The sequence below is a fragment of the Bradyrhizobium ganzhouense genome (assembly GCF_049949285.1).
Classification (GTDB): Bacteria; Pseudomonadota; Alphaproteobacteria; order Rhizobiales; family Xanthobacteraceae; genus Bradyrhizobium; species Bradyrhizobium ganzhouense.
Map to the genome: position 1 here is coordinate 8173369 of NZ_CP181318.1, position 26206 is coordinate 8199574.

A 26206-nucleotide genomic window follows, 5' to 3' on the forward strand; every position below is an offset into this window, starting at 1 on the left:
CGCGGACCTCGGGAGACCACGCTCAAATGACTGATCTTTTAGAAAAGGTGCTCGATGTACATGGCGGCCTGGACAATTGGCGCCACGTGCGCACCGTCGATTTTCGACTGACGTTCCGCGGTGCTGCGCTTGCGATCAAAGGGCGGCCCGAGGGCCTGCGCGATGTTCTCGTCAAGGTCGACACGCGTCGTCAACGCACGTTGATCACGCCTTATCCCGTGCCTGGCAGCCGCGGCATCTTCGACGATGGTCGCGTGACGATCCAGACCGATGCCGGCGTGAAGACGTCAGGCCTCGACAACGCACGCGAGTCCTTTGAGGGCCATCAGCGCGAAACGCCATGGACGGAGCAGCAATTCCTCTATTTCGTCGGCTACGCTTTGAACAACTACATGACGATGCCGTTCCTGCTCGTGGCGGACGGCGTGCAACGTGAGGAGATCGCGCCACACGAAGAGCATGGCGAGACCTGGCGCGTGCTTCACGTGAGCTTTCCGCCCACCATCCGGGTGCACTGCACGGAGCAGAAGTTCTATTTCAACGATGCCGGCTATCTCGTGCGCAACGATTATGCGCCCGACGTCTCCCGCGGTATAGCCGCGCACTACACGTTCGATCACAAGAATTTCGACGGCTTCATCTTTCCGACCCATCGGCGCGTGGTCATGCGCGATGCGAACAATCGCACATTCCTGACGGCGCCATCGATCTTCAGGCTCGACATCGAGTCGTTGGTCGTTTCGCGAGACTAGGCATCCCCCCACCCACTCTTCAATCTGTGCAGGACACTCCTATCATGTTCACGCGTCGCGCCCTTACGACGGGTTTTCTCGCCGGCTCTGCAGCCACGTTCATATCCAGGACCACTCCGGCTCAGGCCGAGACCGTCATTCCCGCTAAAAAGCCGTCTCGCGCCGGAAGCTCGGCGCCTCAGATTCGTTACCAAACCATCGATATCGACGACATGGCCATCTTCTACCGCGAGGCCGGAACGCCGGGTGCGCCGGTTATATTGATGCTGCACGGGTGGCCGTCATCCTCGGCGATGTTCCGCGACCTGATGCGCGACATGTCGGTGAACTATCACGTCTTCGCGCCGGATTATCCCGGCTTCGGCAACAGTGACGCGCCCGATCGCGCGCGCTTCCACTATAGTTTCGATACCCTGGGAGACGTCATCAGCAAGTTCGTCGAGAAGGTCGGCATCAAGGAGTTCGTTTTGTACGAGACGGATTTCGGCGGCGTTGTCGGCCACCGTGTCATGCTGAAAATGCCGCATCGGATGAAGGCACTGGTGGCGCAGAACAACCCGCTGATCCCCGGCGAGAGTCCCTGGTTCGGACCGCTCGTGCCATATTGGAAGGACGGCACCGCCGAGAGCCGTGCCAAGGCCGGGCAGCACTACCTTACACTCGACGTGGTTCGCGACCTCTACCTCACCGGCGTCCGCGATCCATCGCTGATCGATCCGGAGCAATGGCAGGTGGACTATTCCTGGGTCCAGCGTCCCGGCGCCGGAGATGTCTCGCTCGATCTGCTCTACGACATCAGAACCAACGGCCCCACATTCAAAGCCGCGCAGGAATACTTGCGTTCACAGAAGCCGCCGACGCTGGTTGTCAGCGGCAAGAATGACGTTCTGTTCCCCGGCGACAATCAGCAGCGCTATCGCGAGATCGTGCCCAACGCCGAGATCCACTTGACCGACAGTGGCCATTGCGCGCTAGCCGACATGAGCGAAGAGATCGCCGCCCGGATGCACGACTTCCTCGGGCGGGTGCTGTAGTCGCGACTCGGCGGCGGTCAGGTCCGATACCTTCCGCCGCCTTCGAACGCGACTGAGGCGCTGGCCGGTGCCGGCGACCTCGCTAAAGAGGTCGACCTGCCGGTCCTGAACGTTCATGGCCTCTCCTCGATCTTCTTCAAGAACGTCATTCCGAATTTGCGTGGCAAGCAGCTGGCCATCGTCGCCGGGGCCGGAAACACGATTTTTCAAGGGCAGCCCCGCAGAGAATTGCAACCACGGGTCGCGCGTGGCACACTTCGGAAAGCATTCGATCCCGTCTGAATTTATTGAACGCCTTTTCCGAAGAGGGCTTACAATGTTTGCGCTTCGATTTGCCGCTGCGTTTCGGATATTCGTTCCTGCGCCAGGTCCGGCTCTTGTGTTGCTCGGTCGTCAAGACATTCGCCGACGAGAACATTCACGATCAGACGCGCTTATCGACCAACCGTCATGACGCGTACCCTTTACGCCATGTTGGTGGGTATCGACACCTACCAGTATCCCGTTCCCGCACTTGGCGGATGCGTCAATGATATTGATGCTGTCGGATCACTGCTGCAGGAATTCGGCAGGGCGGGTGGATTCAACATCGATCTACACGTGTTGAAAAATGACCAGGCGACACGTTCGAACGTGATTGCCGGTTTCCGCGAGCATCTGTGTAAGGCCGGCACAAACGATGCCGCACTATTCTACTATAGCGGTCATGGTTCGCAGGAGAACGCGCCACCGGAGTTCTGGGACATCGAGCCCGACCGTTTGAACGAAACCCTTGTCTGCTACGATAGCCGAACCGACGACAGCTGGGATCTGGCCGACAAGGAGCTCGCGGTCCTGATCGCGGAAGTCGCAGCTGGAAAGCCACATATACTTTGCGTGCTCGACTGCTGTCATTCGGGAAACGGTACCCGCGCCACGCTGGAAGATGGGCTCGCGATCCGCCGGGCGCCGACCGATCGTCGCCTTCGGCCGCTGGAAAGTTTCCTGAACCGGTCGCTTTCAGCTAAGCGTGACAACAACACCGCTTCCGCCGATGCCAGCTGGCTCGACGTGCCCCAAGGTCGACATGTCCTGTTGGCCGCATGCCGCTCCAGCGAGACCGCCAAGGAGGTCAATGAGGACGGCAAGCCCCACGGCGCCTTCACCGCATCGTTGCTCGCGACGTTGCGACAGACGCGCGGTGCGATCAGCTATCGCGACCTCGTGAAGCGGGCAGGAGCCCAGGTTCGCCTGCGCGTGGCCGAGCAGGTACCTCAGATCGAGGTGAGTGAGCAAGTCGATCTGCTGAAGCTCTTCCTGGGCGGCGCCGTTCAGTTGCCGCGAACAACGCCTACTTTGAGCTTCGATGGCCAGCTTGGCTGGACTGTCGACAGCGGCGCAATTCACGGCATCCCGCAGCCAGAGGGGACAGAGACAACGAGCTTTGCAATCTTCCCGCTGCTCACGAAACCCGATGACTGCGTGTCGCTGGCAGCTGCGGTGGCGCTCGCCAACGTGCGACAGGTGCGGCCCGAGCTGAGCTGCGTTGATGTGAAGCCGTTAGGCAATGGGCTTGATCGCAACCTCACATACCAGGCAATCCTGATTGCAACACCGTTGCCTCCAAAGCGAGTTCATATCGTCGCCGACGCGGCTGCATCGGAGTTGATCCGGCAAGCCCTGGCAAGCGCTGGTGGACCCGGCAACGCCTCACTGTTGGTCAAGGAGACGACCGCTGGCGAAGCCGCCGATCTGAGGATCGTCGCCTCCGCCACGAGCTATTGCATCGGCCGAGGGACCGCCGAACGTCCGCTGGTCGCGGAAATCGAGGGCATCAACGAAGCCGGTGCAAGGCTCGTCGTATCCCGACTCGAACAAGTGGCGCGGTGGCAGGCGGTGGCCACCCTTAAGAACAGCTACAGTCGCCTCGGCGATACGCCAATCACGATAACCATGCGCCACCCTGTCTCAATCGACCACGGTACGAGCTGGGTCGACGCCGACCCGCATGGCGAGGACCGACTTTATTATACGCGACTTGCCGATGGCCAGTGGCGAGCCCCGAGGTTCAGGCTAACCCTGACGAACACCACCGAAGACCCGCTCTATTGTGCGCTGTTATGGCTCGGTGAGAACTTCTCGGTGAAATCGCTGTTTTCCGCCGGAGCCAAGCTCATTCCCGGCAAAGGCACTTTTGACGCTGGCGGCGGTCAAAGCCTCGTTGCAACGATCCCTGACGACAAATGGAAGGCGGGCCGCACCGAAATCACTGATCATCTCAAGTTGATTGTGAGCCGCGATCAATTCGATCCCACACTCTTCAATCAGGAGGCGATCGAGGTTTACAGCCGACTGCGCAGCTCGCGCGGCCCAGTACGCCTGCATTCTGTTCTCGAGCGTCTGGCCGAGCGCGTTCACACGCGCGACCTGAGCTTCGAGCCGAACGATGACGAACTCGTCAGCGACTGGACCACCGGCGACTTGACGATCACCGTTGTACGTCCCCGGGATGCCGTCGAAGTGCCGCCAGCCGGCGCGCAGTCGGCGCTTGGCGCTGGCGTGACCTTGATGGGACATGCGAACTTCAGGGCGCAGGCGAGCCTCGTCTCGACAGTCGAAGTCGGCCGCGCCCTCGGCGCGTTCGGCACTCCCGCCATCTTTCGCGATGACCCTGATCTTTCGCAACCCTTCCTGTTCGAGACGGCGCGCGGGACCGATCCCGGGCTTGGCGCGTTGCGACTGACAGAAATTGAGAACGCCGATGCGGTGACGACCGCAACGCCCCTGCGATTACGCGTGGCGACGAGCCTCGCTCCCGGTGATCGCGTGATACCGTACGCTTGGGACGGCGAGTTTTATCTGCCGCTCGGAATCGGACGGTCCGTCGATGGAGCCGTTGAGATCGAATTGCGGCAGATTCCCGTTTTCAACACGGCTGGAGACGTCGAGCGCGGGATTGTCAGTTCGATCCGCATTCTGTTCCAAAAGATCGCAAGTCCCTATCTCGGCATCGCGTTCGATTACCCTCAGCTTTCCGCCGTCGCGTTCGATGCCGACGGACGCCCGGTATACGAGAAGACAGCGGCGCTCGTGAGAACCAAGGTTGCAGCTGCCAGGACAATTCTGCTCTATGTTCACGGCATTCTTGGCGACACCATGGGCATGACCGCCGCGGCGGCGACTACCATTTCAATCGCGGGCGCGGTCCCGGAGAGCATTGCCAGCCGATACGATCTTATACTCGCTTTCGACTACGAGAACATCAACACGAGCATCAAGGACACCGCTCGCGCGGTGAAAGAGCGCCTCGCAGCGGTCGGTATCAGCGCCAGTGACGGCAAGACAGTGCATGTCGTCGCCCATTCCATGGGCGGACTTGTCATGCGATGGTTTATCGAACACGAGGGCGGGAACGAAATCGTCCAGCATCTGGTGACGCTCGGCACCCCGCATGCAGGCTCGCCATGGCCGACGATCGAAAACTGGGCGACGGCCGCACTTGCCATCGGGCTCAACGGTCTCAGCCAGGTCGCGTGGCCTTTGAAACTGCTCGGCGATCTCGCAGGCGCAGTCGAAACGATCGACGTCGCACTTGACGAGATGGCACCGAACTCACCGTTTCTGAAAGATCTCGAACGGGGCAGCGATCCGAAGGTACCCTACACGCTGTTGATTGGAAATACCTCGATAATTCCGATTACGATCGCCAACGGGACAATGCAGGCGCTGCTCGCAAGACTCTCTGCGCAACGCGTGCTGCATGATGTGACCGCAATCGCTTTCCTCAACAAGGCAAACGATATCGCGGTCTCGGTGTGGAGTGCACAGTCGATCGCGGAGCCACGGTCTCCCGCACCCGTAAAGTCCGAGGTCGCCTGCGACCACATCACCTTCTTCACCACGGAGGCGGGCCGCCGCGCATTGCTGGAGGCCTTGCGGCGTGCATGAGACGTCGCGCGGCCTCCGTCTCCCCTTAATTTAGGGCCGCACCCGCCGTTTACAATTTCAGACGATCTCCATCGCCATAGAGTGAGAAGCCGGCCCAGAATGCCGGCGCACTGGTATCGATGGGCCGGTTACCGAGACCACGTTTGCAATCGAGCTCGCACTTGATGCTGGCGAGCTGCACTTCGCGTAACGCCTGCTCGCGGGAGACGCGCTCCAATCCACGATAGAATCGGGATGTGAACTCCACCGCGACGTCGTCATCGACAGCCCAAAGCGAGCCCAGGACACTGTCGGCGCCACTTCGCCACAGGGTCTCCGGCAGGCTGATGATCCAGCGCCCCGGGATGATGAAATTGTCAGCAGACCAACATGACGAGAGCGTCACGTGACGACACGCCGCGAGGTCCAATCCAGCCAAAACTCGCACCGCCAATCTTTCCCTTCGCCCGACTGCAGGGATGAGCTCAAGACCCGACTCTTCCGGCTGCGACGGCTCAAATGTCCCATGGCAAGCGATATGAGCGATTGACGCATCACCGAATCCACTGACTACAGCCTCAAGGCTTGCGCTGTCATTGACGAGCGTTTCGACCTTCAGGCCTCGCTTCGCAAACCAATCGCTCACCTTGGCTGTTTCTGCGAGAACCTGAGGGAGTTCCTCGAGCCTATCTGAACCGCGTGAAACGCCAACAACGAAACCCTTTCTCGTGTCGGGAGCCCGCTTTGTCTTGGTTCGTCTCGTGGTGAACCCAACGGATATCGCGTATCTTTCGACGAGGTACCGATCGCGGTATTTAAGCGCGGCGAAGGGCACGCCATGGAGCACATCATCTGGCACGATCGCCAGCCTTCTGACCCGATCTGGCAGTTCATTGAGCGCACTATCGATCCGAAGGACGTCGGCCAAACCATCAATGATGGCTCCGCTCTCCAAGTCGGCGGTCTGGCTGTCCGAGGTTTCGTCTAACAGCTCGATGTCGCGCTTTCGTCGCTGGTGGCTCCGCTGCATCAATTCGTGCCATGTGCGGACGCGCTCACGCAAATCGAGACGCGTAATCGGGCTGACGGCGAATCCCATCGTCAGGAAGCCCGACCACATGACAAACAATCTATCGGGCAGGACGAGAAACGAGAGCTGACCGCGATCGCGCGGCATTGCGAGCATGCGGCGCAACAGAGAAACCCGGCGCAAGAGGCGACCCTCCGTCGGAGTGCGCTCGCCCGCAGCGCGTTTCTCCGCGCGTCCCGCCTTGTAGACATCGACGTGTTCCATGATGGCGTGCAGCCGGCGCGCGATCCGCATTCGGGCGAACCAGCGAGAAAAGAAAGATGCCCGCTTCGATTCGAGTTGCTCGCGCAACAAGGTGTCGAGCTGGGTCCCGATATACTCTTCTTCTATCGTCGCCTTGTTCAGGAGAAAGATGGTCCTGTCGTCTCCGTCAAGCGACCCGGCCAAGTTCAGAAGAATAGCTTCGGCGCTCTCGGCGATCCTTGCGGCCTCTGTATCCCGTCCGAGCCGCGCCAAACAGCGCGCCTGTAGATACAAAGCCTGCCAAAGCTCGGGCTGGAGCGAGAGGACGCCAAATCGCTCCGCAGCCAGCTTGAAACAGCCCAAAGCAGCATCACACTCGTCGCGAACGAACGCTAAAAAACCTTGGAGCGCATGGAGCCGGGCTTCGATCAACCGAGAATCACCATTGCGGAAGGTCTGCTGCATTTCATCAAGGCGCTTCTCGGCGTCATCCGGATCGACCCCGAGCATCCATTGGAACTCGAGCGCGCGGTCCTCGAAAAAGGCGAGAAAGTTGTCACTTTGCGGAGCCGGCGGAAACACCGCCGACGCCGAAGATGACTGCGTTGGATCTTGCCTCACACGACGATTACGAACCATCTCCTTGACGGAGAGCGCGACCGAAACCGCGGAGGCCGGGGAACGACGACGAGCCAAGGCGACGTTGATGAGGGCTGCCGCACGCAGGGCCAGGCTCTGGTCGCCAGCCTCTTCCGCATAGGCGTGCACCCTGGCAGCCAAACTCAGGGCTTCGCCGACGCGATTGAGCGGAACGAGCGCATGGGCGAGGTTTAGCCGGGCGGTCGCGCTGGCACGCTGAAAGCTTCGACGCTCGCAGAAGTCGATGATGCTCTCGAAATTTCGAACGGCAGAACCGAAGCGCCCCCGCAGCAGATCGAGCTTCCCCGCCAATTCCATGTGGCGGGTGTGGCCGGCCGGCGCCAGATTGTCCTCCGTTCGTCTGACGAGACCTTTAAGACTCGTCTCGGCTGCATCGAGGTCGCCGTACTCTAGAAGTGCCGCGGCCCGCCTGAGGCCGAGCGGTTCGATCGATTGCCGTGCCAGATCTGGCGCCTCCGCGTGCTCGGCATGGAAGCCTCCACGCTCCAGGACGCCGATGGCTTCCGCATAGTGACCGAGGGATGCGAGCACCTCGCCCATCACGAGATATGCACGCGTCAGGAGGACGGTGCGGTCTGCAGCCGGGTAATGCTGCCACCCGATTTCGCGTTCCCAGCGAGCCAGGCCTGCACGCGTGAGATCGATCTCTTCGAGCTCCCCAAGGCGCGGCTTCAACGCGCGTAGCAGTAGATACGCATCATGCGGCCGGCCTCGCGCAAGGGCCAGTTCGGTTCGCTTCAATCGCGCGTAGTCCGACCCGAGATAATTTCCTGCACGCTCGCAGAGCTCGACCATCCCGTCGAGCAGGTCATGTGCCGCGGCGAAGAGCCCGAACAAAGTCGACAGTTCCGCCAGACGTTCGACCACCAATAAATCCGGGACCGTGAACTCCTCGCCACGGTCGTCGATGGTCGAAAGCCTGGTCCGCAGCAAGTTGGCGTAAGCGTCCAGCGCCCGGCGATAGCGACCCGCTGCAAGCTCCGCCTCTGCTGCTTCAATACCGGCGAGCATTTGCCACCTCCCGCCGCGCTTCGCGCTCCTTATTTCGCGGCGACCAGGTAGACGTTATCCTTTCGCTTATTTGAATCGTTGTCGTTGGCGCAGGTTCCGACGAGGCTGTTGCAGGCTTGATAACCGTTGACCGAGAAGTCAAACGAATGGGTCTGGGTGGCCTTGAAGGCCACCGCATGGTCAGGCGACCAGACGACCGATGGTCTGAAGTGCGCGATATCCTGTTGCTCCAAGCGAGAAACCGTCCCCAACTTGCCACTGACGATCGTGCGAAGACTCTCATCCACTGACGTTGTCCAGTCGAGCTTATTCAGGCTCGCGCCGTCCTGACTGTAGACGATGAAATCCTTGCCGCGCAGTCCGGCTCCCTCAGCTGCGGAGACCTGCTTTACCGCCGACAGATCGTTAAGGCGATACTGAAAGTCGAAGCGACCGTCAGCCGCAATGGTCGGCTCTATCAAGCCTCCGGCGCGCGTTCGCGCAATCCTGTCTTGCCAGTCGGCGAACTCGGCATAGCGATAGATATCCGCCTTCGCTTGCGTCGAGCCCTTAACATATCGAGCATTGACTTCATCGAAGAACGCCTGGCGGTTGTTCAAGGGACGGGGCGCCCTCAACTGGACGCTTTCGACAGCAGCCTTTACATTGCCGCGCTCGATCTCAACCAGGCCGCGCCGCAACGTAAGTTCCGGCTGGTGTCCGTAGATCTCGATCAGCCGATCCAGATCCCGCAATGCCTCGTTGGCTCCCTTGTTCCGCAATAGCTCAAAGTCATGCCGAAGGTCATTCTGCATCTGAACGTCGAGCGCCACGCGCGACGTCTTGGGATCGGTCGCAATCGCGCCAGCGATTTTCTCAAAATCGCGATCTTGAAACGCCGCGGCGAAGTCTGAGCTGAGACGGCTTTTATCGGCCAGACGAAGCACCGGCGTATTGTCGTTGCTTGCTGCGGCCCGAATGGCCTTGATATCATCAGGGCTCAATCGGCGCGCGAAAAGCGCAGGATCGACGCTGCTTCCTCCTTTTGCACCGAGATGGACCGCCTCAGACGGCGGCTCGGTCCACGCCGACAAACGTGTCCCGCCACCGAAGTCGACCTCGATCGTCCGGGCGGGACCGGTCGCGGCATCGCCGCCGGCGCGCAGAAGCGGCTTTCCGCCGTCTGACGTCTCGATCACAACATGGCGACCAATTAGGGTCGAGAGGTCGGAGTCGTTAATGAGCGATGCTTGCATCGTCCGTACGGCTTGGTTCTCGTCGACTGCTGCTCGCAGCTGCCAACCACCGGCTATGTCGACGCTAGGTCGCTGTTCCGGCGCGAACCTTACCCATTGTTGCGAATCGCTGAGCTTGACCGCATAGGACGCATCGCCTGGCAACTTAACGACCGTCTCAACCGCGGGATCTTGTAGCAATAACGCGTCGGGTTGGCGCGAAGCGCTCAATGCGCGCGCCAACCCGTGAGCCCGATCAATTTCACGGGCGCGCCAGCCAACCCTGAAGCCATTGGACGAGCGGCCGATTTCGAGATCACCTATTGGCCTCTCAGCCAGGCGCGTTTCAACCCGGACCGCATTCGACTGAGTTACGACCGTTCGTTCGACTTCGCTGCGGGCGAATTGGACCGTGGCTCCCCTGAATTTTGCGGCCGGCTTGGCTTGCGCCAGCACCGACACACGATTGACATCGGTCTTGCTGAACTTGAAACCCACGCCTTCCAGGGTGGTCAGCGAATCCTTCGCTCCAGTGGCCGCGTAATCGAGATTCGAACGCAGAATGGTCTTTTCCAAGTCGGAGGCGATTGGTGCGCGTCTGAGCGCGCCTTTGCTGGCAAGGCTGACGCCGCCCTCAGTTACCGGCCCGTTGAGCAGAGGCAGCGCCTCGGTCGTCGTCCCCTTGTAGCCGGCCGGGAAGAAATGGATATCGCTCCAGCGATTAAACTTCAGCTCCGGGTGGTGCAGAACCCAGTCCGGGAAAACTTTCGAATGATCGACTTGAACATTGGCGAGAAATCCGAGCCTCGCGCCCTCGTTCGATTCATTCAGCCACCCGATCACGATGCTCCATTTCATGATCTCGTTAAGGCGCTCGTATTCCTGCTCGTATCGGGCGACCTCCTCGTAATGGTCGTTCCACCAATCGGTCGAGGCCGCTAGGAAAGCTGACGTTTCGACCTCCTCGCCAGGCTTGAGCGGATCTGAGCCAGCCGAATAAATGCGGGTGACTCCGCGGGCAAGGAACACCGCGCTTTTTTGCTCGGCAACCTGAAAGCCGAGATTGGAGTGGCCAAACCAAAGTCTGGCGTACGGCAAGGCACGCTTCTCTGCCTCATAAATCGCTGAAGTTGGCACGGACGGATCATCGAGAAATTCAGAAATGATGCCGTGCCTGGGAGATGTCTTGACAAAATCGATGGTCCAGAGTTTCGCGAGCAGATCGGTGTAGAAGAGGACCATGCCGACTTCCGTACCTTGCAACGCTCCGTCGTATCGCGCAGCCTGATACGAATTTTCTCGTTCCACGGCGTGGATCAGTTCCCCTAAGATCGGGGTGGTTTCGCTCACTTTTACCTGCAACCGCCGCAGCGGCAGAACATCGCGATCTGACAAGGAGAGCGAGACAGCGCTGGCATCTTCGCGAGACACAAGATCGGGCGCGATTTTCTCGAGCGAAGGCGCGAAGCGATCGAACGCCTGCTTCAAGCCCGGGTAGTCGATTCCAGGGTCGAGTGAGAAGCCGCTGCCATTGACCAATTTGACGTTCTTAAATTCGCGATCCAGTTGCTCCTTGGTCTTACGCAAGTCATCCTGGTATTCGCGGTCGAGCTCGTCCTTTTCATACGCGGTCTTGTAGGTGCGATAGCTCCATCGCGCGTCGAAAGCCTCCGTGATCGCGCTTTTTCGTGCGAGCATGACCTGAATCTTCTGCTCGGCCTGCCAAACCGTGGCGATCTCCTCCGCGCCTATCGATCGGTATTTGCGACTGAGAAGACGACGTCCTCCAAGCAGCAAACCATTCGCGGTCTTTCGTACGAGTGTGAGATCGGCGGCGTTCATCATGAATTCGTCGAGATCGGAAAGCTTGGTCACCGCCTTTTCGCTATACCCGTACTCGGCAGAAAATAGCGTCGCGTAATCGATGTCCTCACGCTTTGTCAGCGCACCGCTCGCATGGGCTGCATCGAGTTCGTATTCGACGACAGTCAGTCGATCAAAGGACGTTCCGAGGTTCTTCCGCTGTTCGTCCGCGATCTGCGCCAACAGGTCCTTGCGCTCGGCTGGGGGACGGCCGGCCGGCACCAGAGCCAGGACACGACCTCCACCGACAAACCGCGACCGCGTCTCACCGAATTCGAAATTGCCGACGGGCCGCATGTAACCTTGACGCGACGCCGGAAGATCATAGAGCACGTTGCTGTAGTCTTCAGCCGAGCTTTGCAGCGCCGCAACCGCGGCAAAGAGGAGCCAATCTCGATATTGGTCCTCCCGCTCGCGCACAGATAGATCGGCGAAGCTGGTCTCGTCGATCGAGAAATCCACCCGCTGAGGTTTGTTAAGGGGAAGCTCGAGCCGCTGACTGGATGCAGGTTCAAGCGAAACCGCCGCCGCTTCCTTCGTTCCGGTTGGGCTGACGATATGGACGTTGCGTCCCCCATACAAGAACAGGAGCGTTACTGCGGAAGCAGCAAAGATCAGCATCGATAGGACGAGGGCTACCCTTTTCATGGCCGTGTGCCTCCGTTCGCAGCAGCGGTTGCGAACTTCCGGTAATTGCTAATCCGGGCCTGTGGCGCCTCGCCGACCGGCTCTGGAAGATCGGCGAACCAGGCTGTAAATACGCGCGCATAGGCCCTCAACACAGCCTGCCGGCGCGGATCGGCGATCTGCAACGGCGGCGCGCCCAGGAAATGCTCGGCTGCGTCGAGCGCCGTCTCGTTGTCCTCGCGCTGAAGGGCAAGCCGCAGCTGTTCAAACGCATTGTCGCGGATGCGTCGGTTGGGCGCCTCTTGCGCCTCGCGCAAGAGCGTCTTCACTTGCGCATCCCGTGCGTCGTTGGCTTGAAGAGTCCAGGCGCTGAAGAATCGCTGCGCCTCCGGAATCACGATCTTCTCGGGCTCCGCCCCCTGAGCGGTGACGATGGCTTGGTACGCTTGCGCACGCGTGGTGGAGCCCCGCCAATCCTCACCTGCAACAATCAACACCGCTATCGCTGCAAATGCCGCAACTGCCGCCAGCGCCCGATAGCCACGATCTTGAGTTCCGAACAGCCAGTAACGCAGCGGTTCGAGCCTCGGCCGCGCCACGGCAGGCGTGGTCGGAAGCGCCGACGCCGGCGCTGCGTCGGCCGGCACGGCGCCGCCAGAGGCTCCCTCCTGCTCCGACTTCGCTTCCCCGGCATTTTCCAGGCGCCGTCGCACGACAAAGGCACCGACACGATCTGCAAATTCGGCAAGATGGGCAATCGCCGGAGTCGATGACGCCGCGTCGCGAAATGAGGTCGCGATCTGCTCAACATCCATTGCTTGCGACGCGTAGACGCCACCAACGACGTCAAGCAACTTGGCCAGCGTTTCCTCCGACGGCTGCGGGGTCTGCGGGAGACCTATGTCCGCCCACAGCTTGCGAGCGCTCGCGCGATACCGTGCGGCAGTGACCTGCTCCAGCTCCCCCGACTTGACGTAAAGCTCGAGCGGCCCAAAGCCTCGCTCGGCCTCCGACTTCATGCGAAGCCCTTTTTCGTTGAGCCTCATATTGCCGGATCGGCGTAGCTGCTCGTTGACGTCTCGCACCTGGGCCTGAAGCTGGTTCATGGCCTCGAAAAGTTGGGACATCGTCTGTTCGACGTCGTGAATACCCGGACCGAAGAGCTGCGCCTTGCGCCCCGCCACCAGCGCGTCCGCCAATCGTCCCCCGTTGGCTAACCGAATGCTCTGCAGGTGATATAGCTGCCCGAGAAGCTCATATGCGATCGTCTTATCGGGATGTTCCAGTCGAAACCGATCAAGAACGTCGATTTTGCGTCCGAGCCAGGAGGCTTTCGCGAGCTCGTCCGTCTCGCCAGACATGCCATCGATGGCATGGCCGAAATGGAGCAACGCAACGCGGTCCTGCAAGTCGGCATCTTCTGCGTTGCTCGTCGAGAGCAAGCTCGCGCGGTCGATGGCGGCGTCCCATTTCTTTCCGGCCCGAAATGCTGTGATCTCCGCCTCGATCCCCGGTGCGAGCAACCGGGTCTGCTCCGAAGCCGGCATTCCCTTGATGTCCAGCAAGGCGCGAAGAAAAGCGAGGTGGGCAAAAGCGCGATCGTCAGTCCCCGGCGACGTCTCACTTCCGAACCGGCCATTGGCAAAGGCCATGTGCGTATCAATGAACAGCTCGTCGACGACATGGTTACGCAGCGCCTCCGGGCTTGCCGGCGCCTGATCTTCGAGCAGCGCGCAACCTTCCTGCCAGGTGTCAAGGTGAGGCCAAGCCGATCTCAATCCGTGTGCAGCTTCCCGCCAAAAGAAATCGGCCCGCACGAATTCACCGCTCAACTCGGCTTCAAATCCGAGCCGATGAAGCATGAACAGCCGAGCCAGTCGCGTTTTTGGAGAAAGCAAAAAGCCGGCGTACCTCTGGAGCCAAGACATCTCCGACTTGGCTAACGCCAGAAGCTTCTGCCCGGAAATCTCGGTCGGCGCATCGCGATAGAGAGCCGGGTCGATATTTGGAAAAATGCGCTGACTACTGGATTCTCTAGAAAGCGATTTTTGCATAACAAACCCCAACTAAACCAGAGTTCGCGCAAGAATAGTACGTCAAGTTGCATGCAGCCGCAACGATCTGCTCGCTGAACGGCGCAATCCCTGACTTGCGCTCCTCGCTGTCATGCAGGAGCACAAGCATCGCGTGTTCGCGGACGAAAAAAGTCCCACAAGCACCTCAGTGCAGGGCCTGCCCTGACGTGCGTCGCTCGAAGAAGTTTCTATCCTAAGCCGATGGTTGCTCGCACGCGTCCGCCTCAGGTTTGAGCTTGACCACGCCCGGCCTCGACCGCGCCTTCCTTATTCTTGAAATCGTTTGAGTGACCAGCGTCCCAAATATCCCGAAGTGCAGTTCGCGCGTCACTCAACCTCGATATGATCGTTCCGAAATTCCGTGAGCCTGTATGAGGTGGATCACAATCACCCTGACTTTTGCGAATTCAGGCCGGATGACACTCCATTTCCGATGCACGCACGGCAGTCGCGTATGAGGCGTTGCGGAACAAATCGCCGATAGCCGGCGTCGGTGATAGCGGAGGCGCATTAGCGCTGGCCGTCTAGCTCACACACGGAGAGCGGGTTGGTTGAGGACTGGGATCCAAACCACTTCCCCAATGAACGCTCTGTTTGCTGCCAAATGTCGCCCTGGGCCGACTCCTGGGGTCCAAGGATCTGGGGTCCAAGGATTCGGAGATAATTCCGTTCTCCCCGGAGGCTATCGAACGCCTGGTTGGACCGCTGGCCGAACTTCTCTGGCGAGCAGAAATGCAGAAAGACTGCCGATTTTCGACTGGTCTCTATGTCGAAGTACGAAATCGTTTGGGCTGGCTGGCGGAGAGAGTGGGAGCCAAACCCACGATCTTCGATCATTCCGCTCGAACAGCTGAGACTAACCTTCCGATCGACCCCTCCGGGAGTTCGGTCAGAGCCGGGTTCGATTCCGATCAGGGCAATTGCGGAGGCCAGAACGGCGTAGGCGTGCGTGCCCTCTACTGAAAGCCTGCTGGTTAATTTAGTCGGCAAGTACTGGCTTCATCTTGCTGGTATTTGTGCTGGTATCGGCAGCAATCGACGACGAAAGTGACTTCAAATTCAAATAGTTATGGGAATAGGCGACTGCCGGCCAGGGGCACCAATCGGGCTGTTCAAGCCCGTTCCAAAGCGTCCGCAACCGTCCGCGCAGTGCTCGGAAACCCTTGAAAAATAGGCACTTCAGCGTACTTTGCTGTTCGTCACCGTTTGTTCTCGTCCGAGCCCAGCCATCCGATTTGTTGGTATTTTTGTTGGTATCGGGAGAACAAACGTTCACGGCGACTTTCGCTATTCCGAACGAAGGAATTGAGCAGAACGTCGGCGCGTGCGCCGACCCCAAGCAGATCAGGACTGACATCGACTGCCGCGCCGCCCGACCGAAATTCGGCAACGGCGCGCGGAGTCCCGCCAAGATTTCCGACGTGACCGGCGGCGGTCTATCTCTTCGCCACGCCGGACGAGGGCAGGCCCGGCAACGCTGCCTCCACGCTCTGGCGGATGCCGCACTATCGAGCAACACGCTCAACAAGGGCTTGCGGCTGCCGCCACCAGTGAAAGCCGGAGTTTACCCGCGGCGCGTCCAAATCTCGTGCCCCCACCGAACGCCGGCGAGGATGCCGGCTGGCATGTTTTCAACATCCCTTTGACTGCGCGACAAGAGGTATCTTCCGGCACGTCTCACGAAGGTTTGGTGCAACCCGCCGATCTTGCCGCCGGACCTCAACAGGTCGGGGCATTCCAGAAGCGAATAGTCGAGATGGATGGCGTCCGCGTGGGGATCGTAGGTGGCGAAGTAGTGACCGGCCCTCGCATGCGGTCCGCACACGGACAGGACACGTTCGCTCACCTCGCGTGGCAGCCGGGCGATCCGATCTGTGCTCCACACCGGGTCGAAAGGCGGGACCGGCGAGGCTTGGGCCGCACACGCGTATCCGAAAACCAGGAGCCAGGTGAAGCAGGTTACAATTCGTATCATCGCGTATCTCCCGCTCGGTGAGGTCAGAGAATTTTCATGGCATGTCTCGCTATGATTGGTTGCAAGTTCACTCTGCAGGCTGGAGTCCATAGGGCGCTTCGCTTGCAGCCGGGCGAACGGTAGGCAGTGCCGGACAGAACCAGGAATAGAGGGCGGGGAGCACCAGCAAGGTGAGCAACGTCGCGCTGATCAGGCCTCCGATGACCACGGTCGCGAGCGGGCGCTGCACTTCGGCGCCGGAGTTCGTCGAAAGTGCCATTGGCAGGAAGCCGAGACTGGCAACGGTCGCCGTCATCAGCACCGGGCGCAGCCGCGTCATGGCCGCCTGCCAGGCCGCCGCAGCAGCCGCAAGACCCTCCTTGCGCCGCTCCTCCATGTAACTCACCATCACGACGCCGTTCAAAATCGCGATGCCGAACAAGGCGATGAAGCCGATCGCGGCCGAGATGCTGAACGGCATGCCGCGCAGCGCGAGCGCGAAGATTCCGCCCACGGCCGCAAACGGCACGTTGAAGAAAATGAGCGTGGCCAGCCGCGCGCTGCCGAACATCAGATAGAGCAGCAGGAAGATGACGGCGAGCGCCACGGGCACGACGGTCGACAACCGCGCCATGCCCTGCTGCAGATCCTGGAAGCTGCCACCCCACGAGATCGTATAGCCCGGCGGCAGGCGGACTTGGGCCGCGACCGCCTGCTGCGCGTCGGTCACGAAGCCGGCGAGCGGTCGCGCGCGTACATTGGCCTGCACCTTGATGATGCGCCGACCTTCCTCACGCTCGATCTGGGCTGGGCCGGGCTCCCAGCGGATATCAGCCAGACTGCCGAGAGCAACCGAAATGCCGGCGCCGTTGTTCACGCGCAGCGCCCGGATATGGTCGATGCTGTCACGGTTCTGCGGAGCGAGCCGGACGCGGATATTGTACCGCTCGTCGCCGTCCTTCATGGTCCCGACGGTGCGTCCGCCCAGCGATTCGACGAGGTCGAGCACCTGGGTCGCGTTGAATCCGCGTCGCGCGATCTCGCCGCGATCGACGATGACGCGGAGATATGGCTGACCAACCGTCTGCTTTGCCTGCACGTCGGCCGCGCCGGGAACGGCCGAGACCACGCGCGCCACCTGGTCGGCGAGGTCGCGGAGTGTCGCCGTGTCGGTCCCGTGGATGACGATGGCGAGGTCAGCCATCACACCCTGCAAGAGATCGTCCATGCGCATCTCGATCGGTTGCGCCCAGCTTTGCGTAATGCCGGGCACGCTCTGATCCAGTGCCTCCTTGTACGCTTCAATCAACCCGGCCTCGGTCTGCGCGGTGCGCCATTCCGATTTTGGCTTGAGAATGATGAAGGTGTCGCTTTGCTCGACCCCCATCGGGTCGGTCGGGATCTCCGAACTGCCACCGAGCGTGGTGACGCTCTGCACCTCGGGGAATTTATTCAGCGTCTTCTCCACCATGGTCTGGGTGGCGATGGCAGATTCGAGCGAGATGCCGGGCAGCTTGGTGGTGGTAACAGTGAGGGCGCCTTCCTCCAGGCGCGGCAGGAACTCCGCGCCAAGACGGGAGCCAATCACGAGCGCTCCGCCCAGCATCGCGGCCGCCACGAGAATGGTGATTCCAGGATGGCGCATCGTCCTCGCGAGCACTGGCGCGTAACCGCTCCGAGCCACGCCGATGATGCGGCTGTCCCGCTCGGCGACCGGCTTGCGCAGGAAGAACGAGGCGAGCACCGGCATCAGCGTGAGCGTCAGCGCCAGCGACGCGGCCAGCGCGAACATCACGGTGAGCGCCATCGGGCGGAACATCTTGCCCTCGACGCCCTGCAGGCTGAGGATCGGCAGATAGATCAAGGTGATGATCGCGACCGCAAAGGCGACCGGGCGCGCCACGTCGTGCGCGGCCTCCCGCACCACCTGCTCGGCCGGGAGAGATGGCGCCTCAGCACGACGGCGCACGATGTTTTCGATCATCACCACCGCGCCGTCGACCAGGAGGCCGAAATCGATGGCGCCGAGGCTCATCAGGTTGCCCGACAGCCCAGTGAAGTACATCGCAGTGACGGCGGCCAGCATCGAGAGCGGGATGGCCAGTGCCACAATGACGGCGGCGCGAAAATTGCCCAGCAGCAACAACAGGACGGCGATGACCAGGAAGGCGCCTTCGGCCAGGTTGTGGGCCACCGTCTGCAGGACGCGGTCGATGAGATCGGCGCGATTGTAATAGGGAACGATGCTGACACCAGGCGGCAATGTCTTGTTGATCTGTTCAACAGCGGCGCCAAGCCGCTGCGCGACCACGCGCGTGTTCTCGCCCAGCGTCATCAGAGCGACGCCCACCACGGCCTGGCCGTCGCCTTGGCTCGTCACCGCGCCGAGCCGCGGCATCGGCGCCTCGACAACTTCTGCGACGTCCTTGACGTAGAGCGGCGCCCCGCCTGCTGCGGTGCGCAGCACGATGTTGCCGATGTCGCCGATCGATTGCAGCAACCCTTCGCCGCGGACGACCGCCTGCTCACCGTTGCGGGCGAGCGTCGCGCCGCCGATGGCACGGTTATTCTGCGACACCGCGTTGTAGATGTCCTCAATGGAGAAGCCAAAGTGCGTCAACGCGTTGTCGGAAACCCGGACCTCGTAGGTCTTGAGTTCGCCGCCGTTGACGTTGACCTCGGTGATGCCGGGGACCAGCTTGAGCTGCGGCGCGACCTGCCAATCCAGGATCGAACGCAACTGCATGAGCGAGTAGTTCTTGCCCTCGACCCGGAACTGGTAGATCTCGGAGAGTCCGTCGGAGAGTGGCCCGAGCCGCGGTGTCCCGGCTTCTGGCGGCAGCGCTGTCTGGCTCAGCCTCTGCGCAACCAGCGTGCGGTCGGTCAGGATGTCGCCGCCGTCAGCGAATTTCACATAGATGACGGACAACCCATAGCGCGAGATCGAGCGGTAGCTCATCATACCCGGGAGGCCCTGCAAGGCGAGTTCGATCGGCGTGGTGATCGAACGCTCCACGTCAGGCGGGGCCAAACCCGGTGCCTGGGTCGTCACGAGCACCTGCAGCGGCGAGATGTCCGGGTCGGCGTCAAACGGCAGGCGTTGCATGCTTAAGAGGCCGGCAGCGACAAGCCCGGCGATGAGGATGAGGACGAGCATACGGTTGCCGAGGGCGGCATCGACGATCCTGTTGATCACGGTGATGTCTCCCTAGCCCTGGTCCGGAATGGTGGACTGCATCAGAGCCGCCTTGAGCCAATAGCTGCCCTCGCCGACGACCGGGGTGCCAGCCGTGAGTCCGCTCGCGATCTGGGTCTTTCCGTTTGTGGCCGGGCCGGTGCGAACCGCACGCCAGGCAAACTGGCGATCACCTGTCGGAATGAACACGACGCTCTGCCCGTTGACTTCCTGCAGGCTTTCGCTCGGCACCGAGACAGCGTCGCCGCCCTGCGGTGAGAGGATGGTGACGGTGGCGAACATGTTGACGCGCAGCGCGCCGTCCGGGTTAGGGATCTCGCAGCGCACCTTGGCCATCCCCGTCGTCGTCTCGATCTGGTCGGGGATGTAGGTGACACGGCCGGTAAAAACACGACCTGGAAAGGCACCCACTCTCACCTCGACTGCATCGCCAACCTTGACTGCGCCGAGATCCCTCTCCGCTACGTCGGCCTGGACCCAGACGGTCGAGAGGTCCGACACGGTCAATATCGACGCCGCCGGATCGATGATCTCCCCTTTCGCCACAGAGACCGAATCAACCACGCCGGCGAATGGCGCGACAATGGCGCCTCGCGAGCCGAGCTTCGGCTGATCGCTGGAAGGGTTTGCGTCTGCGGTGGCGGCCCGCATCGGCAAGAGCCGCGCCTCTTCCTCCTGGTACTGCTGCAACACGGCTTGCTTGGTGCGGAGATCGGCTTCCATGGTGGCAACGGTGGCGCGCCGAGCCTCGACCTCGGCCTGCGTCACGAGGTCGTTGCGAATAAGGTTTGTCGCGCGGTCGTAAGCAGCATTTGCTGCCCTGAGCTGCGCTTGTGCCTGACCGAGCGCCGCCTCGGCGCTCAGAACCCTGCTGTGGGCGGCACTGAGGTCGAAATTGTCGAGGACCGCCAACCGCTGACCTGCGACGACCCGATCGCCGGCGTTTACGTCGAGCGCTTCGATCCGGCCGCGCGCAACGGGCCTGATGCGGGCAAGATGGAGCTGATCGTAGCCGACGCTACCCGTCGCCGACACGGCGCGAACCAGCGGACCGGACTTCGCCTGCTCGATCTGCAATTGCAGGTTCGCGAGCTTCGGTTCGGAGAGAGTAATTGTGGCTGGCAGCTCCGGATCGGCGGCGACCGCCGCCGGGACGCTCACGGGCGCCGCGGTCGAGGCGGACGGCACCGAACGGCCCACCGCAAATCCTGCGGTCAAGGCGATCGCGACCGTCGCGACGCTGAGGAGCAATCGGCGCTTCGCAAGCGGCAATATCCGACGAAGAGGCAACGGGCCATGACCGGCCTCCGACCCATTGATCGCGAAAGCGTGAGCTGTGCGTGATAGGCTTGTATGCATCATTTTCCGCTCCGAACAAAACCGTTGGCCGGGATCGTTAGCGGGCTTTTCTGACGCCGGCCTGAAGACTATCTCCATGACGTTCAGGTTGGCTTCAGCTTTCTCCTTCAACTACCTTTCATGAGCATCGTGAGCGAACCATGCGAGTCTTGCTGATTGAGGACGAGCCGCATCTCGGATCGGCTGTGCAGGAGCATGTTCGTGCGGCGGGACATGCCGTCGACTGGTTCGAGCGGCTGGAGCCGGCGGAGCACGCGGTGCGTACAGTCTCCTATGACGCGCTGCTGCTTGATCTGCACCTGCCCGACGGGCGCGGCCTGGATTTCCTGCGCAAGCTTCGCCGCCGCGGTGATGCGCTGCCGGTCGTCATCCTCACCGCGCGCGATTTGGTCAGTGACCGGATCGAGGGGCTTAAAGCGGGCGCCGACGATTACATCGTCAAGCCTTTCGATCTCGACGAAGTGAATGCACGTCTGGAGGCCGTCGGCCGCCGCTATTTCGGCAAGTCGGTGCCGGTCGTTCAGGTCGGTCCGGTGGAGCTCGAGTGGGAATCGAAGGTGGCGCGGTTGGACGGGCGACCTGTCGAATTGAGCGCGCGGGAATGGGCCGTCATCGAAGTGCTGGGCCGACGGCGGCAATCAACGATCTCGAAAGAGCAAATCGAGGATGCGCTGTACGCATTCGGCGAGGAAATCGAAAGCAACACCATCGAGGTCTATGTCAGCCGCATTCGCCGCAAGCTCGGGCGGGATTTCATCCGCACGATACGCGGTCTCGGTTATCGCTTGGGAGACTAAGACGTGGCAGGCAGGAGTCTGGTAACACGCCTGATTTGGCTGTTGTGCTCGTCGATGGCGGGACTGTGGCTGCTCGGCAGCGTCACCGCAGGCATGCTCACGGTATTCGAGATCAATGAGAGGCTCGACAATGCGATCGAGGAAGTGGCGCAGCGGCTGCTCCCGGCCACCTTCGATGCCGTGCAGCAGCCGCAGGCCATGCAGCAGATGGCTCGGCAGCTCGTCGCGACGTTGGATTCCAAGGCTCTGGCGTATCAGATCATCGGTCCGACCGGCGAAATCGTCATGCGCTCCGACAATGCGCCAGAGGCGCCGTTTCAAGTCCCGCGCCAGGCCGGCTTTCATGACACCCCGCGCTACCGGGTCTATGCTCAGCCCGCAGCTGCGGACGGCTACTTCATCGAGGTCGCCGAGCCTGCGATGCACCGCTCTGAAGCCCTATGGCGAGCCGTCGGGCTCACGGTCGGACCGCTGCTGCTGTTCCTGCCGTTGTCCTGGTTTTTGATCCGCTGGGCGGTGTTTCGGAGTATGAGCTCCCTGGACCGGTTGCGCTGGGAGATCGGCCATCGCGACGGCTCCAATCTGTCGCTGATCCCCGATATGGGCCTGCCGACCGAACTCGCCCCAATCCTTGCCGCCGTGAATCGGCTGCTGGAGCGGCTGGGGCGTGCGCTGGCGGCGGAACGCCAGTTCGCTGCGAACAGCGCCCACGAGCTGCGAACGCCAATCGCTGCCGTGCTGGCGCAGATGCAGTTGCTCTCGGCGCAGCTCGCCGGCACCCAGCACGCAGAACGTGCGGCGCGTATCGTCAATCAAATAAAAGGGCTAAGCAGTCTTGCCGAGAAGCTGCTGCAACTATCGCGGACCGGCGCAGGAGTCGGGATGCAGCAGGATCCCGTCGATATATTGACTGTGCTACAAGTGCTGGTCGATGAGTTTCGCCGACACGAGGGCGTGGCAGACAGACTGATCGTCACCGCGGAATGCCAGGACGAATTCATCGTGCAGGGGGAATTGGACATTCTCGGCATCACGCTCCGCAACCTGATCGAAAATGCCATCCGTTACGGCGCGTCCGACGAGCCGATCGAGATCGTTATCGAGCGCGGCCGACAAATTCGGTTGCTCAATGGCGGCGCCGTGATTTCCTCCGAGGCTCTCGAAGCTCTGAAGAAACCTTTCGTTCGCGGATCAACGGTCGGCGCCGGCGGCGGTCTCGGGCTCGCCATTGTTGATAGCGTCATGAAGCAGATTGGTGGCAGCCTGACGCTGATTTCCCCCGTCATGGGCCGTGGCAGCGGCTTCGAGGCTCGCCTCGTTTTCCCCCCTGAACCAGCCTGAAGCCTCTCCGGGCCTCATATGACGCCGCTTCCTCGAGCACATCGAGGGAGGCGTTTCGCAACGACCTCGCGGCTTGGCAATCCCCTTTACCGAGGATTGGTGTTTCTCCAGGTCGGCACAGCGTTTGTTACGCCAACCGAAGGCCAGGAATACGAGCCCACCGACGGAGCGGTGACAGTTCCGACGGATGTTCCGGTTGTCCCGTAGGTGCCGGGCTGCGTTGTCGATAGTCCCGGCGTCGAGTCGGGCTGCATATTCGAGACGTAGTGCCGAATGTCGTTATATTCTTTCGCTTCCGCGGCAAACGGTGCGCTCGCGAGCGCTGCGGTCACGAACGTGGCAATCAACAATCTTGCGGTCATCATGGCGTGTCCTTTCTCACAGAAGGTAGGAGACGACACGCGCTCTGCACGACTTGATTTTCTAAATTCTTGTTGAGTTCGCGTGAACTGTTGCGATTGGGGAAGCGGCCGCCGCCGAATGAAGCCACGCAGGCGCCTGGCATCGCTCGGCTTCGGCCTGAAACCCTGTTGCTGACGAATGATCGATATCGTCGATCATAATATGCAAATCAATCTGTTGGATCAATTCATCATCGCAGGTCACATTTGGCGCAGCACCGGAGTGACGCCAATGACCTCTGCCATCGACTTCCGCAATTCTCCAATCAAACTCATCACACGCGAGGCCGTCGTCGCGCGTGTGGAATCCGCCCGCGCGAGCATCCCAGGAGTCGCGCTGGCCGGAGCAGTCGCAGTCATCGCCAAATTGCTTCACGGCGTTCCAGGGATTGCCACGTTCAGCCCCATGATCCTCGCCATCACGATCGGGATCTCCATGCGCAATCTGGTCGGCACGCCGTCTTTCGCCGCGCCAGGGATCGCTTTCAGCATGCGCCGTCTGCTTCGGGTCGCGATCGTTCTGCTCGGCTTTCAGATCACGCTGACCCAGCTCGCAGCCGTGGGTGAAAAGGGCCTCTTCATCGTCGTCGGCACGCTCGTTGCAACCTTCGGCTTTACCCTCGCAACCGGCCGAGCGTTGGGCGTCGACCGAAAGCTCACCGAACTGATTGCCGCAGGCACCTCGATCTGCGGTGCTTCGGCAGTTGTCGCGACCAACAGCGTCACCGGGGCGTCCGACGAGGACGTCGCCTATGCGATTGCCTGCGTCACGATCTTCGGTTCGATCGCGATGTTCGTCTATCCTGTGTTGCCGCATCTTCTGCATCTCGACGACGGGGCTTACGGCCTCTGGAGTGGGGCTTCCATCCATGAGATTGCGCAGGTGGCCGCCGCTTCCTTTCAGAACAGCCAGCGCGCCGGCGAAGTCGCAACGGTCGCCAAGCTTGCCCGAGTCATGTTGCTTGCGCCCGTGGTGCTGGCCCTGAGCGTCGGGCCCCGGCTTGCGGCCCGAGGCGCTCCCGGCCGGCCGGCAACGCCACCCCTGCCCTGGTTCGCAATCGGCTTTGTTGCGGTGACCGCCCTCAACAGTGTCGTGACGATTCCGGCAGGGGTACGGGACGCGACGATCACCCTGTCCACCTTCCTGCTCACGATGGCACTCGCCGCCATGGGCCTCGAGACTGACATCTCGAAACTCTACGCGCGAGGCGTGCGTCCAGCTATATTGGGCGCACTTGCTTTCCTGTTCATTGCAACCTTCAGCCTGGCTCTCATTAAATTCATGGGGTGACCATGACGCTCGAACAGCTCCGAATCTTCGCCGCGGTCGCCGACAAGCAGCACGTGACGCAGGCCGCCCGCGAACTGAATCTGACCCAATCGGCCACAAGCGCGGCGATCGCCGCGCTTGAAGGCCGTTATGGCGTCAAGCTGTTCGATCGGGTGGGTCGCGGCATCGTTCTCACGCATATGGGCCGCTCGTTTCTCGGAGAAGCCCGTGCCGTGCTCGCGCGCGCCCATGCGGCCGAGCAGGTTCTGCAGGATTTCGCCGGGCTCAAGGCCGGAAGGCTAGTGATCGCCGCCAGCCAGACGGTCGGCAGCTATTGGCTGCCCGCGAGGCTGCTGGCTTTCCAGGCGCGCTATCCCGGCATCGAACTTGACGTGAAGATCGCCAACACCGAACACGTCGCGACCGACGTTCGCGAGGGCATGGCGGATCTTGGCTTCATCGAAGGCGATATCGACGACGCCGCATTGTCGACCCGACGCGTCGACGGCGATGCGCTGGTCGCCGTCGTGGGCCCACAACACCCTCTGGCGAACCAGAGAAAGCTGCCTCCAGACTGGATTGCCACGACGCCCTGGATCCTTCGCGAGCCGGGGTCCGGAACGCGTGCCATGTTCGAACGGGCCCTGAAGAAGCGCGGAGTGCGCCTTTCCGATCTCACGGTGCAGCTCGAGCTCGCCTCGAACGAGGCAATTCGAACTGCGGTCGAGACCGGCCGCTGCGCCGCGGCCATCTCCGATCTGGTGGTCGAAACGGCGATCGCGGCAAAGCGACTGTTCCAGCTGGAAGGCGAAATGGCGAAGCGTTCGTTCTACGCCTTGCGTCACAAGGAGCGGCATGTGAGCAAGGCCGAGGCCGCGCTGATGTCCAGCATCGCTGCGCACGCCGCCGCGTAGGAAGAACGGCGCCCGCGCGCACGACTCTATCGCAACGCTTGAACTGATGTCTCGCCAGCGATGCCGGGGGCGTTGTCGGCGCGCGCCTGCATCCTTGCGCATTCAATCGAGGCCGGCGATCAGAACGATCTGATCATCTCGTTGGATTGCCGCCGCACCGCAGCCTACTGTTTTGAGAAGCGGCAAGCACATCGAACACTTAGCTTGCCATAACATCGAGATGGAGATTCACAATGACCTCTTCGTACCGCACTTGCCTCGCGATTCTCTTCCTGGCCGCCACCGCTTCGGTACTCGGCGCGCCGCTCGCGCATGCCGACAGCCCGATGCATTTATCGGGCAAAAGGAGTACCATTCACCCGCAAGAGCGGTTCCGCCTCGCCAACGGGCATCATCAGGCGCCGCCGCAGCAGGTCGCAGATCCCTTCGCGGATATGATCCTCGGATGAGCCAACCTGCCTAACAGCGCACGCGTCATCTCGACAGGAGCTCTCGATGCAGCAACATCGCAACCATGCACGCTCTCAAGCTCTAACTCGCCGCACCCTGCTCCGCACGA

General features: G+C 61.3%; 16 protein-coding genes and 1 tRNA gene. 8 read left to right on the forward strand and 9 right to left on the reverse strand.

Features of this window, described 5'->3' with window-relative positions; all coding sequences use genetic code 11:
* The first annotated feature begins 26 nt into the window (after window positions 1–26).
* Together ACLFLU_RS38045 and ACLFLU_RS38050 are read left to right on the forward strand one after the other, a co-directional pair.
* Window positions 27–752: a hypothetical protein gene (locus tag ACLFLU_RS38045; protein WP_426409755.1), complete on the forward strand. Its 726-nt coding sequence runs from the start codon at window positions 27–29 to the stop codon at window positions 750–752.
* A gap of 212 nt (window positions 753–964) precedes the next feature.
* Window positions 965–1786, forward strand: a complete 822-nt coding sequence (locus ACLFLU_RS38050) for an alpha/beta fold hydrolase (RefSeq protein ID WP_426409756.1) — start codon at window positions 965–967, stop codon at window positions 1784–1786.
* Here ACLFLU_RS38050 and ACLFLU_RS38055 read toward each other — a convergent pair.
* A complete protein-coding gene (locus ACLFLU_RS38055) occupies window positions 1724–1996 on the reverse strand; it encodes a hypothetical protein (protein ID WP_426409757.1) in 273 nt (90 codons plus the stop codon). The two genes, ACLFLU_RS38050 and ACLFLU_RS38055, sit on opposite strands and share 63 nt — an antisense overlap.
* 240 nt (window positions 1997–2236) lie before the next feature.
* Between ACLFLU_RS38055 and ACLFLU_RS38060 the strand changes: the two genes are divergently transcribed.
* On the forward strand, window positions 2237–5713 hold the full coding sequence (locus ACLFLU_RS38060; RefSeq protein ID WP_426409758.1) for a caspase family protein: 3477 nt from the start codon (window positions 2237–2239) through the stop codon (window positions 5711–5713).
* Window positions 5714–5762: 49 nt separating this feature from the next.
* Here ACLFLU_RS38060 and ACLFLU_RS38065 read toward each other — a convergent pair whose 3' ends face one another.
* From ACLFLU_RS38065 to ACLFLU_RS38095, 7 genes are all read right to left on the reverse strand, one after another.
* The gene (locus tag ACLFLU_RS38065; protein WP_426409759.1) at window positions 5763–8636 is read right to left on the reverse strand and encodes a CHAT domain-containing protein; all 2874 of its coding nucleotides are present in this window, start codon (window positions 8634–8636) and stop codon (window positions 5763–5765) included.
* A 29-nt stretch (window positions 8637–8665) separates the two neighbouring features.
* The gene (locus ACLFLU_RS38070; RefSeq protein ID WP_426409760.1) at window positions 8666–12361 is read right to left on the reverse strand and encodes a hypothetical protein; all 3696 of its coding nucleotides are present in this window, start codon (window positions 12359–12361) and stop codon (window positions 8666–8668) included.
* The gene (locus ACLFLU_RS38075) at window positions 12358–14394 is read right to left on the reverse strand and encodes a hypothetical protein (protein WP_426409761.1); all 2037 of its coding nucleotides are present in this window, start codon (window positions 14392–14394) and stop codon (window positions 12358–12360) included. Before ACLFLU_RS38075 ends, ACLFLU_RS38070 begins: the two co-directional genes overlap by 4 nt.
* 817 nt (window positions 14395–15211) lie before the next feature.
* A tRNA-OTHER gene (locus ACLFLU_RS38080) sits at window positions 15212–15294 on the reverse strand.
* Window positions 15295–15394: 100 nt separating this feature from the next.
* A complete protein-coding gene (locus tag ACLFLU_RS38085) occupies window positions 15395–15772 on the reverse strand; it encodes a hypothetical protein (protein ID WP_426409762.1) in 378 nt (125 codons plus the stop codon).
* Between the two features lie 685 nt (window positions 15773–16457).
* The gene (locus ACLFLU_RS38090; RefSeq protein WP_426409763.1) at window positions 16458–19565 is read right to left on the reverse strand and encodes an efflux RND transporter permease subunit; all 3108 of its coding nucleotides are present in this window, start codon (window positions 19563–19565) and stop codon (window positions 16458–16460) included.
* Window positions 19566–19577: 12 nt separating this feature from the next.
* A complete protein-coding gene (locus ACLFLU_RS38095; RefSeq protein ID WP_426409764.1) occupies window positions 19578–20816 on the reverse strand; it encodes an efflux RND transporter periplasmic adaptor subunit in 1239 nt (412 codons plus the stop codon).
* A gap of 248 nt (window positions 20817–21064) precedes the next feature.
* On the opposite strand from ACLFLU_RS38095, the gene ACLFLU_RS38100 reads away from it, so the two are divergent.
* A complete protein-coding gene (locus tag ACLFLU_RS38100; RefSeq protein WP_426409765.1) occupies window positions 21065–21721 on the forward strand; it encodes a response regulator in 657 nt (218 codons plus the stop codon).
* 3 nt (window positions 21722–21724) lie between these two features.
* A complete protein-coding gene (locus ACLFLU_RS38105) occupies window positions 21725–23062 on the forward strand; it encodes an ATP-binding protein (protein ID WP_426409766.1) in 1338 nt (445 codons plus the stop codon).
* 86 nt (window positions 23063–23148) lie between these two features.
* Here the strand turns inward: ACLFLU_RS38105 and ACLFLU_RS38110 are convergent, their stop codons facing one another.
* Window positions 23149–23424 (reverse strand): hypothetical protein, encoded by a 276-nt coding sequence (locus tag ACLFLU_RS38110; RefSeq protein WP_426414160.1) that lies wholly within the window; start codon window positions 23422–23424, stop codon window positions 23149–23151.
* A gap of 178 nt (window positions 23425–23602) precedes the next feature.
* Here ACLFLU_RS38110 and ACLFLU_RS38115 point away from each other — a divergent pair, with 178 nt between their 5' ends.
* The 3 genes from ACLFLU_RS38115 (at window position 23603) to ACLFLU_RS38125 (ending at window position 26096) form a co-directional block, all read left to right on the forward strand.
* Window positions 23603–24754 carry a YeiH family protein gene (locus ACLFLU_RS38115; protein WP_426409767.1) on the forward strand — a complete coding sequence of 384 codons (1152 nt, stop codon included), beginning with the start codon at window positions 23603–23605 and terminating at the stop codon, window positions 24752–24754.
* 2 nt (window positions 24755–24756) lie between these two features.
* Window positions 24757–25647, forward strand: a complete 891-nt coding sequence (locus ACLFLU_RS38120) for a LysR family transcriptional regulator (RefSeq protein WP_426409768.1) — start codon at window positions 24757–24759, stop codon at window positions 25645–25647.
* A 233-nt stretch (window positions 25648–25880) separates the two neighbouring features.
* Window positions 25881–26096: a hypothetical protein gene (locus ACLFLU_RS38125; protein ID WP_426409769.1), complete on the forward strand. Its 216-nt coding sequence runs from the start codon at window positions 25881–25883 to the stop codon at window positions 26094–26096.
* Window positions 26097–26206: the final 110 nt, after the last annotated feature.

What these genes read in the sequence shown, in the direction of transcription:
- ACLFLU_RS38050 (WP_426409756.1), top strand. Translation starts at nt 965, where the DNA reads ATGGCCATCTTCTACCGCGAGGCCGGAACGCCGGGTGCGCCGGTTATA.
- ACLFLU_RS38115 (WP_426409767.1), top strand. Translation starts at nt 23,603, where the DNA reads ATGATCGATATCGTCGATCATAATATGCAAATCAATCTGTTGGATCAA.
- ACLFLU_RS38125 (WP_426409769.1), top strand. Translation starts at nt 25,881, where the DNA reads ATGACCTCTTCGTACCGCACTTGCCTCGCGATTCTCTTCCTGGCCGCC.
- ACLFLU_RS38110 (WP_426414160.1), bottom strand. Translation starts at nt 23,424, where the DNA reads ATGACCGCAAGATTGTTGATTGCCACGTTCGTGACCGCAGCGCTCGCG.
- ACLFLU_RS38120 (WP_426409768.1), top strand. Translation starts at nt 24,757, where the DNA reads ATGACGCTCGAACAGCTCCGAATCTTCGCCGCGGTCGCCGACAAGCAG.
- ACLFLU_RS38085 (WP_426409762.1), bottom strand. Translation starts at nt 15,772, where the DNA reads ATGTCAGTCCTGATCTGCTTGGGGTCGGCGCACGCGCCGACGTTCTGC.
- ACLFLU_RS38045 (WP_426409755.1), top strand. Translation starts at nt 27, where the DNA reads ATGACTGATCTTTTAGAAAAGGTGCTCGATGTACATGGCGGCCTGGAC.
- ACLFLU_RS38075 (WP_426409761.1), bottom strand. Translation starts at nt 14,394, where the DNA reads ATGCAAAAATCGCTTTCTAGAGAATCCAGTAGTCAGCGCATTTTTCCA.
- ACLFLU_RS38065 (WP_426409759.1), bottom strand. Translation starts at nt 8,636, where the DNA reads ATGCTCGCCGGTATTGAAGCAGCAGAGGCGGAGCTTGCAGCGGGTCGC.
- ACLFLU_RS38100 (WP_426409765.1), top strand. Translation starts at nt 21,065, where the DNA reads ATGCGAGTCTTGCTGATTGAGGACGAGCCGCATCTCGGATCGGCTGTG.
- ACLFLU_RS38070 (WP_426409760.1), bottom strand. Translation starts at nt 12,361, where the DNA reads ATGAAAAGGGTAGCCCTCGTCCTATCGATGCTGATCTTTGCTGCTTCC.
- ACLFLU_RS38060 (WP_426409758.1), top strand. Translation starts at nt 2,237, where the DNA reads ATGACGCGTACCCTTTACGCCATGTTGGTGGGTATCGACACCTACCAG.